Origin of the sequence: Streptomyces sp. SudanB52_2052 (assembly GCF_964272415.1) — a bacterium.
Lineage (GTDB): Bacteria > Actinomycetota > Actinomycetes > Streptomycetales > Streptomycetaceae > Streptomyces > Streptomyces olindensis.
Genome location: NZ_OZ186796.1, coordinates 3,534,302 through 3,547,519 on the forward strand (window position 1 = coordinate 3,534,302; position 13,218 = coordinate 3,547,519).

Here is a 13,218-nt window from a genome sequence, read left to right on the forward strand (position 1 = left end):
AAAATTGTTTGTTGAATCTTGAACGCGGAGGGAGCGCTTTCCGTAAGGGACGGCGTGACCAGTAATCCCGTCACGGTCACCGTGGCCTATCACGTGACGCCGGGCCGTGCGGCCGACTTCCACTCCTGGGGGTGGGCCCTGCTGGGCGCGACCGCGCGGCAGCCGGGATTTCTGGGGGGTGGGGTACTTGTCGACGGAGGGGCGGAGTGGCATGTCGTCTATCGCTTCGCCAGCGAGGGTTCGGCCCTGGCCTGGGAGAAATCGTCTTCCCGGGCACAGTGGGACGCCCGGCTGGAAGGAGTCGCCCAAGAGGCCGAGCGCAGACGGGTGCGCGGCGCCCGGGCCTGGTTCGACGCGCAGACCCTGACGCCGGCGCCGCCTGCTCCGCCGTCGAAATGGAAACTTTGGTTCGTGAATATGAGCGCGGTTTTTCCGCCGGTGCTCCTGTTCAATCTGACGGTGCTTCCCTATCTCGGTGACCTCAATGCACTGCTGCGCACGCTGTTGTTGTGTCTGTGTGTGACGGCCCTTGTCACCTGGATTCTCATGCCGCGGCTCCAGCGTTTCTTCAGGAAATGGCTGTATCCGTCGCTCCAGGCGCTGCGCGGACGGCACAAACGCCGGGCCACCTAGGCCCGCGAACGAACAGAGGGAGGTGGGCGGGTGAAGACCCTGCTCATCGACAATTACGACTCGTACACGTACAACCTGTTCCAGCTGATCGCCGAGGTCAATGGCGAGGAGCCGGTGGTGGTCCGCAACGACGTGCCCGTCGACGACCTGCCGGATCTCCTGAAGTTCGACAACCTCGTGGTGTCCCCCGGCCCCGGACACCCGGGCGACGCGCGGGACTTCGGCATCGCGGCCAGGGTGCTCGCCACCTGCCCGGTGCCCGTGCTGGGCGTGTGCCTGGGGCATCAGGGCATCGCGCTCGGGGAGGCCGGGATGGTGGGGCCGGCCCCGGAGCCGCGGCACGGGCATCTGTCGACGGTCCGGCACGACGAACGGGATCTGTTCCGGGGCCTGCCGCAGCACTTCACCGCCGTCCGCTACCACTCGCTGGCCGTGCGCGAGCCGCTGCCCCAGTCGCTGGAGGCGACCGCCTGGGCGGAGGACGGCGTCCTGATGGGGCTGCGGCACCGCAGCCGGCCGCTGTGGGGCGTGCAGTTCCACCCGGAGTCCGTCCTCACGGAGTACGGCCACCGCATGCTGGTGAACTTCCGGAACCTGACCGCCGAGCGGGCCGGCAAGCTGCGCGCGAAGAACACGGCGGTGCCGTCCCACGAGCGTGCGCTGCGCCGACCCGGGGTGCCGGAGTGCGACGCCGGGGTCCGGCGGCCGGGAGCCGGGGCGGTCGTCGGGGCGGGGCCGGTCGCCGCCGGGAACAGGGCCGTTCCACGGCCTGCGGCCGCTGCGGCCGTGTTCCAGGTCGCCGCGGTCTCCCAGGGGGCGGTGAGCAGGCCCAGCGGGGCGGTGGCGCACGGCGGGGGCGTGGCGCACGGCGGGGGCGCGGCGCTCGGCGTGGCTGCCAGGTCCGACGGGGATGCCTCGACCGGAGGGGCTGCGGCGCCCGGCGGGGATGCGGCGCCCGTCGGGGATGCGGCGCCCTGCGGGGATGCCTCGACCGGAGGGGCTTCCCCGACCGACGGGACTTCCCCGGGCGACGGGGCCGTTTCGGTAGCCGGACACGCCTCGACCGACGGGGCCCTCCCGGGAACCGGACACGCCTCGGCCTACAGGGCCGTTCCCACGGCCGCGCAAGCCTCGTCCAGCAAAGCCACCCCCACAGCCGGACACGCCTCCCCCAGCAAGCCCGCCCCCGCCCCCGGACAAACCTCACCCGTCAAGCCCTCCCCGGCACCCGGGGCCGTCCCGGGGCGTGTCGTGTCCTCCGCCGCCATTCCCCGGCCCCGCCGCCCCGGCCGTGTCGGGTACCGGCTGCACAGTCGTCGGATCACCGGTGCCGTCGACACGGAGGCGGTGTTCAGTCGGATGTTCGCCGGGGCGCCGCGTGGGTTCTGGCTGGACAGTTCCCTGGTCGAGCCGGGACGGTCGCGGTTCTCGTTCCTCGGGGACGGCAGCGGGCCGCTCGCCGAGTTCGTGCGGTACGACGTCGGCACCGGGCGCTGCGAGATCGAGCGGGCGGGGCGACCGGTGCGGAAGGTCTCGGCGAGTGTCTTCGACTACCTGAAGCGGCAGTTGACGAACCGTCGCGTGGACGCCACCGGGCTGCCGTTCGACTTCACCGGGGGCTACGTCGGCTACTTCGGCTACGAGATGAAGGCCGACTGCGGGTCGCCCAACCGCCACCGCTCCCCGGCCCCGGACGCCGCCTGGCTGTTCGCCGACCGGGTCATCGCGGTGGACCACCAGGAGGGCTTCACGTACGCCGTCTGCCTGGCCGAGGACACCCCGCAGGCGGCCCGGGAGGCCGCCGACTGGCTGGAGGGCGCGCTGGCCGACCTCAGCTGCGTGGCGGCGGAGCGGCCGCCCCTGCCCGTGCCGCCGGCCCCGGCGGACCCCGGCGCCACCGAGCCGTGGCTGGTGCGCGACCGGGCCCGGTACCTCGCGGACATCGAGGCGTGCCGGCGGGAGCTGCGGGCCGGCACCAGCTACGAGGTCTGCCTGACCAACGCCGCCCGGCTGCCCGCCCCGCCCGACGCGTTCGAGTTCTACCGGACGCTGCGCCGCGACAACCCGGCGCCGTACGCGGCGTTCCTGAGGTTCGGGGAGCTGGAGGTGGCCGGCTCCTCGCCCGAGCGGTTCCTGCGGATCGGCCGGGACGGCACCGTCGAGGCCAAACCCATCAAGGGGACCGCGCCCCGGGGCGACGGCCCCGCACAGGACGCCCGGCTGCGGGACGCGCTCGCGTCGGACGCCAAGACGCGCGCCGAGAACCTGATGATCGTGGACCTGCTCCGCAACGACCTGGGACAGGTCTGCCGGACCGGGTCGGTGCGGGTGTCCAAGCTCATGGCCACGGAGACGTACGCCACGGTGCACCAGCTCGTCTCGACCGTGGAGGGCAGGCTGCGCCCGGGCACGGACGCGGTGGACTGTGTGCGGGCCTGCTTCCCGGGCGGCTCCATGACCGGTGCGCCCAAGCTGCGCACCATGGAGATCATCGACTCGCTGGAGACCGAGGCCCGGGGCGTCTACTCGGGGGCCCTCGGCTTCTTCGGGTGCGGCGGTGGCGCCGATCTCAGCATCGTGATCCGGACCGCCGTGGTCGCCGGCGGTGAGCTGCACCTGGGTGCGGGCGGTGCGATCGTCCTCGGCTCCGATCCGGAGGCGGAGTACGAGGAGATGCTGCTGAAGACGGCGGCCCCGATGCGGGCCCTGAACCAGCACACGGCCGACCGGATGCGGTGGCAGGCCCCTCCGGGCAGCCGGGCGGGGGCGGCCGAGGAGGCCCGGCGATGACCAGTCCGCAGGTCGCGCCGCACCCGGCCGAGGCCGAGGCGCCCGGGAATCTCGCGGCCCAGCTGGCCGGGCTGGCCGAGCGGCGCGGCTGGGGCGGGCGGGCCGCCTTCCACCAGGGCCACCGGTCCTGGACCCACGGGGAGGTGCACGACCTCGCGGCTCGGGCCGCGACCGTGCTGGCCGGGCACGGGGTCCGGCCCGGCGACCGCGTGCTGCTGGCGCTGCCCGACTCCCTCGCCTGGGTGACGGCGTTCCTTGCCACCGCCCGCCTGGGCGCCGTGGCGGTCCTGATCAACCCCGAACTCCCGGCGGCCGACCACGTGTTCCTCGCCGAGGACACCGGGGCCGTGCTGTGCGTGACGGGCCCGGGTCTGGAGGAGCGGTTCGCCGGCCGGTCACGCCTCGGCGCCGACCAGCTGATGGCCCTGGCCCCGGCCACCGCGCCCGCCCCCGCCCACCAGGTCGACGCGCGGACCCCGCTCTACGTGCAGTACACCTCCGGCACCACGGGCCGCCCCAAGGGCGTCGTGCACACGCACGGCGATCCGCGGACGTACCACGACCTGATCGGCCGACGGGTGCTGCGGATCACCGCGGACGACGTCACCCTGTCGGTGTCCAAGCTGTTCTTCGCCTACGGCTTCGGCAACGCCTTCGTCTTCCCGCTCTTCTCGGGCTCGTCCGCCGTCCTGGTGGACCGGCGCCCCACCCCCGCGACCCTCGACGAACTCGTCGCCCGGCACCGGGTGACGCTGCTCTACTCCGTGCCGTCCGCGTACGCCGCCCTGGTGGCCGAGCGGGGCAGCGGACACGAGGGGTGCTTCGCGTCGGTGCGGGCGGCGGTGTCGGCCGGGGAGAGTCTGCCGGAGCCGCTGGCCGAGCAGGTGGGCGCGCTGCTCGACGCGCCGGTGCTGGAGCAGATCGGCTCCACCGAGGCCGGGCACGCGTTCTGCGCCAACGGCTTCGCGCACCACCGCCCGGGCACGGTCGGCCGTCCGGTGCCCGGCTTCGAGGTGGAGCTGCGCGACCGGGACGGGCGCCCGGTGCCGGACGGCGAGGAGGGCGAGATGTGGGTGCGCGGGCCGACGGTGACGCCCGGCTATCTGAACCGGCCCGAGGAGACCGCCCGGACCCTGGTGGGCGGCTGGCTGGCCACGCGGGACCGGGCCCGCCGCGAACCGGACGGCACCTACCGGCATCTGGGACGCGTCGACGACATGGAGATGGTCGGCGGGATCACCGTCTCCCCGCTGGAGGTGGAGGCCGTGCTGCGCGGTCATCCGGCGGTGCGGGAGGTGGCGGTCGCCGCTGTCCCCGACGGGCGGGGCGCGAGCCGGCTGCGGGCCTTCGTGGTGCCGGTCGGGCCGGTGCGGGACGGGCTGGCGGACGAGCTCATCGCCCTGGCGCGGGAGAACCTGGCCGCGTTCAAGGTCCCCCGCAGCGTCAGCTTCGTCCCGTCGCTGCCCCGCACGGCGACCGGGAAGCTCCGTCGCCTGCTGGTCCGCCGGGGCGCCTGGTGAACCTCTCGGAAAGGAACGACCCATGAGACAGCCCCTGTTCGCCGACCGCGGTTTCTATCTGGGACCGGTCTTCCGGCGCGCCGCCGACCGGCACGGGGCCGTCTTCGTCACCCTCGACCGGCCGCTGGACGTCGCCCCCGCCCTCGGGGTCGACCTGACCTACACGGTCCTGGCCGAGCTGGTCGAGGAGCTGTCGGGGCGGCTGTGGGAGGCGGGGGTGCGGCCCTCGGAGCAGGTCGTCGTGCACAAGGCGGACAACGTCGACATCATGCTGCTGACCTGCGCGCTCTCCCGGATCGGGGCCGTGCCGGTGCTGCTGTCGCCGGCGCTGGCCCCCGCCGTGGCCGGGCAGCTCCTCGCACGGCTGCGCCGGCCCTGGCTGATCACCGACGGCGCGACGCTGGACGGACTGCGGGGCGTCGACCTGCCCGGGCTCGTGCGGCGGACGCTGACCGTGGACGACGCGCCCGGGGCGGAACCCCTGGCGCGGCACGCCGGCGCCGAGCCGCCCCCGCCCGTCCGGCTCCACCCCCGCGAACCCGCCCTGATCACCCACAGCTCGGGCACCACGGGCGTGCCCAAGCTGGCCGTGCACTGCGCGCAGGCGATGTGGAACCGGCTCGTGCCGCAGCAGGCGATGGGCTGGCCCACCCGGGGCGAGACCGCGGCCCTGCACATGTCGTTCGTGCACTCGCGCTTCTATCATCTGCTCGGCGTGCTGCTGTACTTCGGCAGCCCGCTCGTGCTGATCACCGACCCGGACCCGGCCGCGGTGGGCCCGCTGCTGGTCCGGCACCGGCCCGGCATCGTGGAGACGCACCCGAACACGTTCGTGCTGTGGGAGGAGCTGGCCGACGCGCCCGGCGCCCCGCTGTCCCGGGTCCGGTCGTACGGCTCGACGTTCGACGCGATCCATCCGCGTACCGTGCGGCGGCTGCTGGACGCGTCACGGCGCCGTACGCCCTGGCTGGTCCAGCTGTACGGGCAGAGCGAGACGGGTCCGGTGGCGTTCCAGGTGGTGACCCGGCGCAGTGCCGCCCGCGCGGACGGCCGCCGGGTCGGGTTCGGGATACCCGGTTTCACCCGGGTCCGGGTCACCGACGCCGAGGGCAGACCGGTCCCGCCGGGCACACCGGGCCGGATCGAGGCCCGCACCCGGGGCCGGATCCTCACCTACCTCGGCATGCCGGAGCGTTACGACCGTCAGCTCACCGACGGCTGGTGGGAGATGGGCGACATGGGCCACCGCAGCCGCCTGGGCGCGCTGTACCTGATCGACCGGGAGATCGACCAGATCGACGCCGTGCACAGCAACCTGGAGGTCGAGGACGCGCTGATGTCCCGGCTGGAGGAGCTGCGCGAGGTCGTCATCGTGCCGGGCGCGGACCGGGAGCCGGTGCCGGTGGTGTGCGTGCGCGGCGAGCGGCCCCTGGACCCGGAGCGCTGGCGGCGGGCCACGGCGGACCTGCCGGTGATGGCCGAACCGCGGCAGTGGCGGTTCGAGGACCTGCCGATGACCGCCACGTGGAAGGTGAAGCGGGTGGAGATCGCCCGGATGCTGGCCGGTACCCGGGCCGAAGGCGCCCGGGCATGACCCCGGTCCTGGTCGTGGGCGCCGGACCCGTGGGCCTGTCGGCCGCGCTCGGGCTGCGGGGGCACGGCCTCCCGGTCGTTCTGCTGGAGGCCGATCCCGAGGACCGGGAACGGCCGGGCAGCCGGGCCCTGTTCGTGCACCGGGAGACCCTCGCCCTGCTGGACGCGATGCTGCCCGGCCTCGCGGCGGAGATCACCGCGTACGGGCGGACCTGGCACACCCGGCGCACCCTCTACCGGGGGCGCGAGGTCTACGCCCGCACCTACCCGCCGCCCTCCGGCCCGCCGCCCTTCACGAGCCTGCGGCAGACGGACACCGAGCGGTTCCTGCGGGCCGCCTGCGAGCGGACCGGGGTGGAGTTGGTGTGGGGGGCGCGCGTGGCGGGCGTGCACGCCACGTCGAGCGGGGTCCGGCTGACGGGTGAGGACGGGCGGGTGTGGAGCGGCTCCCACGTCGTCGCCGCCGACGGGGCCCGCTCCACGGTCCGGCGCGAGCTGGGCATCGCGTTGGAGGGCACCCACGGCGAGGGCTTCCACGTCGTCGTGGACGTCGCCGACGTCCCGGGCGCCGAGCTGCCGCTGGAGCGGGTCTTCCACTACGAGCACCCCGGGGTCGGCGGGCGCAGTGTGATGCGGGTGCCGTTCACCGGGGGCTTCCAGGTCGACCTGCAGTGCCGGGACGACGACCGGCCGGAGGCGTACGGCACCGAGGAGGCCGTACGGCGGTGGCTGCCCGCGGTCGTCGGGGACGGCTACGGCGACCGGATCCTGTGGGTGTCGACGTACCGCTTCCTGCGCAAGGTGGCGGCCTCGTTCACCGATCCGCGGGGGCGGGTGCTGCTGGCCGGCGAGGCGGCGCACCTGTTCCCGCCGTTCGGGGCGCGCGGGATGAACAGCGGGATCGCGGACGCGGCGGCGGCCGCCGAGGCCATCGCCGCGGGGACCGGCGAGGCGGTCGCGCGCTTCGCCGAGGTGCGCCGCGCGACGGCCCTGTTCAACAGTGCCGCCGCCGGCACGGCCCTGGACCATCTGCGGCCGCGCCGCCGGATCGTGCGGGTCCGGCAACGGGCCGCGGCGGCACTGGCGCCGGTGCTGCCCTGGTGCGGATCCTGGCTGGAGCACGCGCCGTACGGGCCCCGGCGCGGGGCACCGGCCGTCGCGGGCCGCACGTACTGAAGGAGGAACTGGTGGAGACCGGACCGGTGGTGGCGGAGGGCCTGTGGACGTGGACGGCGGGCCGTGGCCTGGCCCCTGCCCCCGACCAGGCGGCAGGGGGACGGCTGCTGGTGGCGGACTCCTGGCTGCTGCGCGACGGCCGGGTGCGGGCCTACGCCCGGCACCGGGAGCGGTTCTCGCGGTCCTGCGCGGACTGCGGCGGGCCGGAGCCGGGCCGACTCGCCGCGTTCTGGCAGGACGTGACCGCCGTACTGCCGCGCTCGGGTGAGTGGTTCCCCCGGGTGGAACTCGCCGCCGGGTCGCTTCAGTTGCGGCTGCGGCTGCGGCCCGCGCCGCCGCTCGGCGCGGGGGTCCGCCTGTGGGCGGCGGGGCAGTCCGATCCGCGTACCGTGCCCCGCCGCAAGGGCCCGGACCTGGACACCCTGGCCCGGGTGCGCCGCCGTGCCAGTGGCGAGGGCGCCGACGAGGCGGTGCTGATCGCGCCCTCGGGCACGGTGCTGGAGTCGGCCACGGCCGGTGTCCTGTGGTGGGAGGACGACACCCTGTGCCTGCCGCCGCCCCGGCTGCCCGTCCTGCCGAGTGTGACCGCCGGGCTGGTCCAGGAGCGGGCGCTGCGCTCCGGGATCCGCATCGCGCACCGCGAGCGGACCGTGGCCGAGCTGGACGGCCGTGAGGTGTGGCTGGTGAACGCGCTGCACGGCATCCGGCCCGTGACGGAGTGGATCGGACGGCAGATGCGGGTGCCTCCGGCGGAACGGGCCGGGGAATGGCGGGCGTGGCTGGACGGAATGATGGAGCCGCTGCCGATGAGCTGAATCACGGGGAAACAGAAAAGCCGGGTCGGAATTCCCACCCGGCTGTTTCCCGATGCCTGGTTCAGTTTTCCGGCACCTGCCTGATTCAGTTTTTCGGCACCATGCGCGTCGCTATCGCGATCCGGTTGTACGCGTTGATGACGGTGGCCGCCCAGATGAGGGCCGCGAGCTGCGTCCCGTCGAAGACCTCGGCCGCCTCGGCGTAGACCGCGTCGGGGACGCGGCCGTCGTGGACCAGCGTCACCGCCTCGGTCAGCGCCAGCGCGGCCCGCTCGCGTGCCGTGAAGAAGGGCGTCTCCCGCCAGGCGTTCAGGGTGTGGAGGCGCTGCTCGGTCTCGCCCGCGCGGCGGGCGTCCTTGGTGTGCAGATCCAGACAGAACGCGCAGCCGTTGATCTGCGAGGCGCGGATCCTGACCAGTTCCAGCAGCTCCGGTTCGACTTTGGCGTCCTGCGCCGCGGAAACCGCGGCGGCGTGCAGGGAGCCCATTGCGGCGGAGACGTCGGGGGTGATTTCCTTCAGGGCGACACGCGACAGGGAGGGGATTTCGCTCATGGGGCGACCATATCCTTCCTGCGGCATTCCGGAGGGTGAATTCGCGTGATTATCCGGGGAGTACCGCGCACAGCGCGTCCAGCGCTCCCGACCAGGCGTGGTCCGGCGGTGTGCCGTAACCGACGACCAGGGCGTCGACAGGCTCGGCGAGCGCGCCGGGGCGCCGGTACTGGGTGAGTCCGTGGACCGCGAGGCCCCGCCAGCGGGCGGCCTGGACCACCGACTGCTCGGTGCCGGGCGGCAGCCGCAGCAGGACGTGCAGGCCCGCCGCGATGCCGGTGACGCGGGCCTCGGGGGCCCGGGCCGTGACGGCGGCGACCAGGGCGTCCCGGCGGCGCCGGTAGCGCAGGCGGGTCGCGCGGACGTGCCGGTCGTAGGCGCCGGACGTGAGGAACTCGGCCAGCGTCAGCTGGTCCAGCACCCCGCAGGTGTCGACGCCGCCCTTGGCCTCGGCGACCTGCTCGGTCAGGTCCGGCGGCAGCACCATCCAGCCCAGCCGCAGCCCGGGTGCGAGGGACTTGCTCGCGGTGCCCAGGTAGACCACCCGGCCGGGGTCCAGGCCCTGGAGCGCGCCGACGGGCTGCCGGTCGTAGCGGAACTCGCCGTCGTAGTCGTCCTCCAGCACCAGCCCGCCGGTGCGCCGTGCCCAGTCCACGACGGCCGCGCGGCGGTCGCGGTGCAGGGGCACGCCCATGGGGAACTGGTGGGCCGGGGTGAGCAGGACGGCGTCGGCGGCGGCCGGCCCGACCGGGTCCGTGCCCAGCCGGTCGAAGGGCAGCGGCACGATGTCCAGGCCTGACGTGGTCAGGAGCCTGCCGTGCACGTCGAGGCCGTACGACTCGACCGCGACCGTCCGTGCCCCGCACGCCCGCAGGGCCGTGCCGAGCAGCTTCAGGCCGTGGGCGAACCCGGCGCACACCACGATCCGTTCGGGGTCGGCGCGGACGCCCCGGGCCCGGGAGAGGTAACCGGCGAGCGCGGTCCGCAGCTCGGGGCGGCCGCGGGGGTCGTCGCCGTAGTCCAGCGCGTGGTGGGGGGCGGCGTTGAGGGCGCGCCGGGACGCCTTGAGCCACTCCGCGCGCGGGAAGGACGCGAGGTCGGGGCTGCCGGGGCGCAGGTCGTAGGCGGGGCGGGCGCGGGCCCGGGGGTGGGGTGCCGTGCCGGTGGGCGGGACGACCTCGCGCTCGGCGACCCGTGTCCCCGAGCCCTGCCGGGCCGTGAGCCAGCCCTCGGCGACCAGGTCGGCGTAGGCGTCGGCGACCGTGTTGCGGGCGATGCCCAGGTCGGCGGCGAGCGCGCGGGAGGAGGGCAGCCGGGTGCCGGGGGCGAGCCGGCCGGAGCGCACCGCCTCGCGCAGGGCGTCCGTCAGCCCCCGGCGCAGGCCCGGCCCGGTCGGCTCCACGTGCAGGTCGATGCCGAGAGTGGCCCACGGTTCCGCCATGGAAATGGACCATACTCCTGGGCTGCTTCCTTCCTAGGGTCGAGGTCATGACGACGCATACCGAGGAAACGGCGACCACGAGGACCGCGACGAGCGGGGAGTACGCCCCCGAGCGGCCCGCCCGGCTGGAGTGGGCCAGGCACGCGCCCGAGGTGTACCAGGCGATGATCCGGCTGGAGACCGCCGTCCGTAAGAACCTGAACCACACGCTGTACGAGCTGGTGAAGATCCGCGCCTCGCAGCTCAACCACTGTGCCTTCTGCATCGACATGCACACCAAGGACGCCCTCGCGACGGGCGAGAGCGTCGAGCGGATCATGCAGCTCAGCGCCTGGGACGAGTCGCGGCACTTCTACACGGAGAAGGAGCTCGCGGCGCTGGAACTGACGGAGGCCGTGACGGTCCTGACGGACGGTTTCGTTCCGGACGAGGTCTACGAGAACGCGGCCCGGCACTTCGAGGAGGCGGAGCTGGCGCACCTGATCGCCGCGATCACGACGATCAACGCCTGGAACCGGTTCGGGGTGACCTGCCGTATGGCGCCGGGCCACTACCAGCCGGGCCAGTACAAGTGACGCCCCGGACCCGGCTGCTGGACCCCGAGGTCGCCCGGGCCCTGTCCACCCTGAGCGCCACCACGAAACAGGGCCTCGGCGACCCGGCCCTGGCCGAACTGGTCGTGATCCGCGCCTCACAGCTCAACCACTGCGCGTTCTGCCTCGACATGCACCTGGCGATCGCCCGGCGGCACGGCGTGCCCGAGCGGCAGCTCGATCTGCTGGCCGCGTGGGAGGAGGCGGGGGACGTCTTCGACGAGCGGGAGCGGGCCGCGCTGGCGCTGACGGAGGCGGTGACCGTGCTGACCGAGGGCTTCGTGCCGGACGAGGTGTACGAGCGGGCCGCCCAGCACTTCGACGAGGTCCGGCTCGCGCACCTGATCGGGCTGGTCGTCGCCATCAACAACTGGAACCGGGTGATGGTGAGCCGCCGGATCCCGCCGGGGGGATACACGCCATGAGCGAAGCCGACACGTTCCGAGCCCTGCACCACCACCGGGCGCCCAGCGATCCTCTCGTCCTGCCAGGGCCCTGGGACGCGGCCAGTGCCCGGGTGTTCGCCGAGGCGGGGTTCCCGGCGCTCGCCACACCGAGTGCGGGGGTCGCCGCCTCCCTCGGGTACGAGGACGGGCAGGTCCCGGCCGACGAGATGTTCGCCGCGGTCGCCCGGATCGTCCGGGCCGTCGACGTGCCCGTGTCGGCGGATGTCGAGGGCGGGTACGGGCTCGCGCCGAAGGAGCTGGTGGAACGGCTGCTGGAGGCGGGGGCAGTGGGCTGCAACCTGGAGGATTCGGCGGGCGGGGTGCTCAAGGACCCGCGCGCGCACGCCGTCTGGCTGGCCCGGGTGCGGGAGGCGGCGGGTGACCGGCTCTTCGTCAACGCGCGCGTGGACACCTTCGCCTGCGGGGTCACCGACCCGGAGCGGGCCATCGAGCGGGCGGCGCTGTACGTCGCCGCGGGGGCCGACTGCGTCTACCCGATCGGCGCCCCGCCCGACGTGCTGCCGCTGCTGCGGGCCGGGATCCAGGGGCCGATCAACGTGGGGGCCGGGACCGACGAGGGCCCCTCGCCCGCCGAACTCGGCGCGCGAGGGGCCACCCGGATCACCTTCGGGCCGGGACTCCAGCGGCGGGCCACCCGCGCGCTGCGGGAGATCGCCGCCGGCCTGCGACGGTAGGGACGCTCAGGACAGCCACTTCTTCCACGTGGACTTGTGGCTGTCCACCCACTTCTTCGCCGCGTCCTCCGGCGACATCTTCTGTTCGGCGATCATCAGGGAGACCTCGTTCTGGTCCTCGGTCGTCCACTGGAACTTCTTCAGGAAGGCCGCCGCCTTGCCGCCGTCCTCGGCGAAGTCCGCGTTGAGGTACTTCTCCAGCGGCGTGTGCGGATAGGCGCAGGCGACCTTCTCCGGGTCGGCGTCGCAGCCCTCCTTGTACGGCGGCAGCTTCACCTCGGTCATCGGGACCTTCTTGAAGAGCCACTGCGGCGCGTACCAGTAGGTCAGGAAGGGCTTCTTCTCCTTGGCGAACTGCTTGATCTGCGTGATCTGCGCCGCCTCGGAGCCCGCGAACACCACCTGGTAGTCCAGCTTCAGGTTCTTCACCAGGGCCTTGTCGTTGGTGACGTAGGACGGCGAACCGTCCATCAGCTGGCCCTTGTCGCCGCTCTCGGGGGTGCGGAAGAGGTGGGAGTACTTGTTGAGGTTCTTCCAGTTCGTGATGTCGGGGTACTTCTTGGCGAGGTACGTCGGGACGTACCAGCCGATGTGGCCGGTGACGCCGAGTTCGCCGCCGCGGGCGATCGTCTTCTTGTCGTCGACGTACCGCTTCTCCTGCTCGGGGTGGCCCCAGTCCTCCAGGAGCGCGTCGACGCGGCCCTGGCTGAGGGCGTCCCAGGCGGGCACCTCGTCGACCTGGACGGTGTCGACGCGGTAGCCCAGTTCGTGCTCCAGGATGTACTGGGCGACGGCCACGTTGGCCTGGGCGCCCACCCAGGACTGCACGGACAGGGTCACGGTCCTGGCGCCCTGGGCGTTGGCGAAGGGCGAGGCCTGCTTGGTCATGTCGGCGGCACCGCAGCCGGTGAGCAGCGCCAGGGAGCTCACCGCGGCGATCGCGGCGGTCGTACGGACTCGCAT

At 73.7% G+C, this 13,218-nt stretch carries 12 protein-coding genes; 9 read left to right on the forward strand and 3 right to left on the reverse strand.

Translation table 11 applies throughout. The features are described 5' to 3' along the window. The first annotated feature begins 54 nt into the window (after window positions 1-54). The 6 genes from ACSUPV_RS15480 to ACSUPV_RS15505 are packed head-to-tail and all read left to right on the forward strand — an operon-like array spanning window position 55 to window position 8,527. Window positions 55-633 carry an antibiotic biosynthesis monooxygenase gene (locus ACSUPV_RS15480; protein ID WP_436947679.1) on the forward strand — a complete coding sequence of 193 codons (579 nt, stop codon included), beginning with the start codon at window positions 55-57 and terminating at the stop codon, window positions 631-633. Between the two features lie 30 nt (window positions 634-663). Further along, window positions 664-3,423, forward strand: coding sequence for an aminodeoxychorismate synthase component I (pabB, locus tag ACSUPV_RS15485; RefSeq protein ID WP_436947680.1), 2,760 nt, complete (start codon window positions 664-666; stop codon window positions 3,421-3,423). After that, window positions 3,420-4,943 carry an AMP-binding protein gene (locus tag ACSUPV_RS15490; protein ID WP_436947681.1) on the forward strand — a complete coding sequence of 508 codons (1,524 nt, stop codon included), beginning with the start codon at window positions 3,420-3,422 and terminating at the stop codon, window positions 4,941-4,943. The genes pabB and ACSUPV_RS15490 overlap by 4 nt, the downstream gene beginning before the upstream one ends. A 22-nt stretch (window positions 4,944-4,965) precedes the next feature. Then, on the forward strand, window positions 4,966-6,537 hold the full coding sequence (locus ACSUPV_RS15495) for a class I adenylate-forming enzyme family protein (protein ID WP_382612949.1): 1,572 nt from the start codon (window positions 4,966-4,968) through the stop codon (window positions 6,535-6,537). Further along, complete coding sequence (locus ACSUPV_RS15500; RefSeq protein WP_436947682.1) at window positions 6,534-7,712, forward strand: FAD-dependent monooxygenase; 1,179 nt, start codon at window positions 6,534-6,536, stop codon at window positions 7,710-7,712. The genes ACSUPV_RS15495 and ACSUPV_RS15500 overlap by 4 nt, the downstream gene beginning before the upstream one ends. A gap of 11 nt (window positions 7,713-7,723) precedes the next feature. Next, window positions 7,724-8,527, forward strand: coding sequence for an aminotransferase class IV (locus tag ACSUPV_RS15505; protein WP_436947683.1), 804 nt, complete (start codon window positions 7,724-7,726; stop codon window positions 8,525-8,527). An 85-nt stretch (window positions 8,528-8,612) separates the two neighbouring features. On the opposite strand, the gene ACSUPV_RS15510 is transcribed toward ACSUPV_RS15505, so the two are convergent. Together ACSUPV_RS15510 and ACSUPV_RS15515 are read right to left on the reverse strand one after the other, a co-directional pair. Further along, on the reverse strand, window positions 8,613-9,080 hold the full coding sequence (locus tag ACSUPV_RS15510) for a carboxymuconolactone decarboxylase family protein (protein ID WP_031119893.1): 468 nt from the start codon (window positions 9,078-9,080) through the stop codon (window positions 8,613-8,615). Between the two features lie 49 nt (window positions 9,081-9,129). Next, window positions 9,130-10,521, reverse strand: coding sequence for a PLP-dependent aminotransferase family protein (locus ACSUPV_RS15515; protein ID WP_359792967.1), 1,392 nt, complete (start codon window positions 10,519-10,521; stop codon window positions 9,130-9,132). A gap of 47 nt (window positions 10,522-10,568) precedes the next feature. On the opposite strand from ACSUPV_RS15515, the gene ACSUPV_RS15520 reads away from it, so the two are divergent. The 3 genes from ACSUPV_RS15520 to ACSUPV_RS15530 are packed head-to-tail and all read left to right on the forward strand — an operon-like array spanning window position 10,569 to window position 12,255. Continuing rightward, window positions 10,569-11,096, forward strand: a complete 528-nt coding sequence (locus tag ACSUPV_RS15520) for a carboxymuconolactone decarboxylase family protein (protein ID WP_037757424.1) — start codon at window positions 10,569-10,571, stop codon at window positions 11,094-11,096. Beyond that, window positions 11,093-11,539 carry a carboxymuconolactone decarboxylase family protein gene (locus tag ACSUPV_RS15525; protein ID WP_436947684.1) on the forward strand — a complete coding sequence of 149 codons (447 nt, stop codon included), beginning with the start codon at window positions 11,093-11,095 and terminating at the stop codon, window positions 11,537-11,539. The genes ACSUPV_RS15520 and ACSUPV_RS15525 overlap by 4 nt, the downstream gene beginning before the upstream one ends. Then, complete coding sequence (locus ACSUPV_RS15530) at window positions 11,536-12,255, forward strand: isocitrate lyase/PEP mutase family protein (RefSeq protein WP_436947685.1); 720 nt, start codon at window positions 11,536-11,538, stop codon at window positions 12,253-12,255. Before ACSUPV_RS15525 ends, ACSUPV_RS15530 begins: the two co-directional genes overlap by 4 nt. 6 nt (window positions 12,256-12,261) lie before the next feature. Here the strand turns inward: ACSUPV_RS15530 and ACSUPV_RS15535 are convergent, their stop codons facing one another. Beyond that, window positions 12,262-13,218 (reverse strand): ABC transporter substrate-binding protein, encoded by a 957-nt coding sequence (locus tag ACSUPV_RS15535; RefSeq protein WP_031119898.1) that lies wholly within the window; start codon window positions 13,216-13,218, stop codon window positions 12,262-12,264.

Coding starts and splice junctions, on each gene's coding strand:
- ACSUPV_RS15490 (WP_436947681.1), top strand. CDS start 3,420: ATGACCAGTCCGCAGGTCGCGCCGCACCCGGCCGAGGCCGAGGCGCCC.
- ACSUPV_RS15495 (WP_382612949.1), top strand. CDS start 4,966: ATGAGACAGCCCCTGTTCGCCGACCGCGGTTTCTATCTGGGACCGGTC.
- ACSUPV_RS15500 (WP_436947682.1), top strand. CDS start 6,534: ATGACCCCGGTCCTGGTCGTGGGCGCCGGACCCGTGGGCCTGTCGGCC.
- ACSUPV_RS15510 (WP_031119893.1), bottom strand. CDS start 9,080: ATGAGCGAAATCCCCTCCCTGTCGCGTGTCGCCCTGAAGGAAATCACC.
- ACSUPV_RS15515 (WP_359792967.1), bottom strand. CDS start 10,521: ATGGCGGAACCGTGGGCCACTCTCGGCATCGACCTGCACGTGGAGCCG.
- ACSUPV_RS15520 (WP_037757424.1), top strand. CDS start 10,569: ATGACGACGCATACCGAGGAAACGGCGACCACGAGGACCGCGACGAGC.
- ACSUPV_RS15530 (WP_436947685.1), top strand. CDS start 11,536: ATGAGCGAAGCCGACACGTTCCGAGCCCTGCACCACCACCGGGCGCCC.
- ACSUPV_RS15535 (WP_031119898.1), bottom strand. CDS start 13,218: ATGCGAGTCCGTACGACCGCCGCGATCGCCGCGGTGAGCTCCCTGGCG.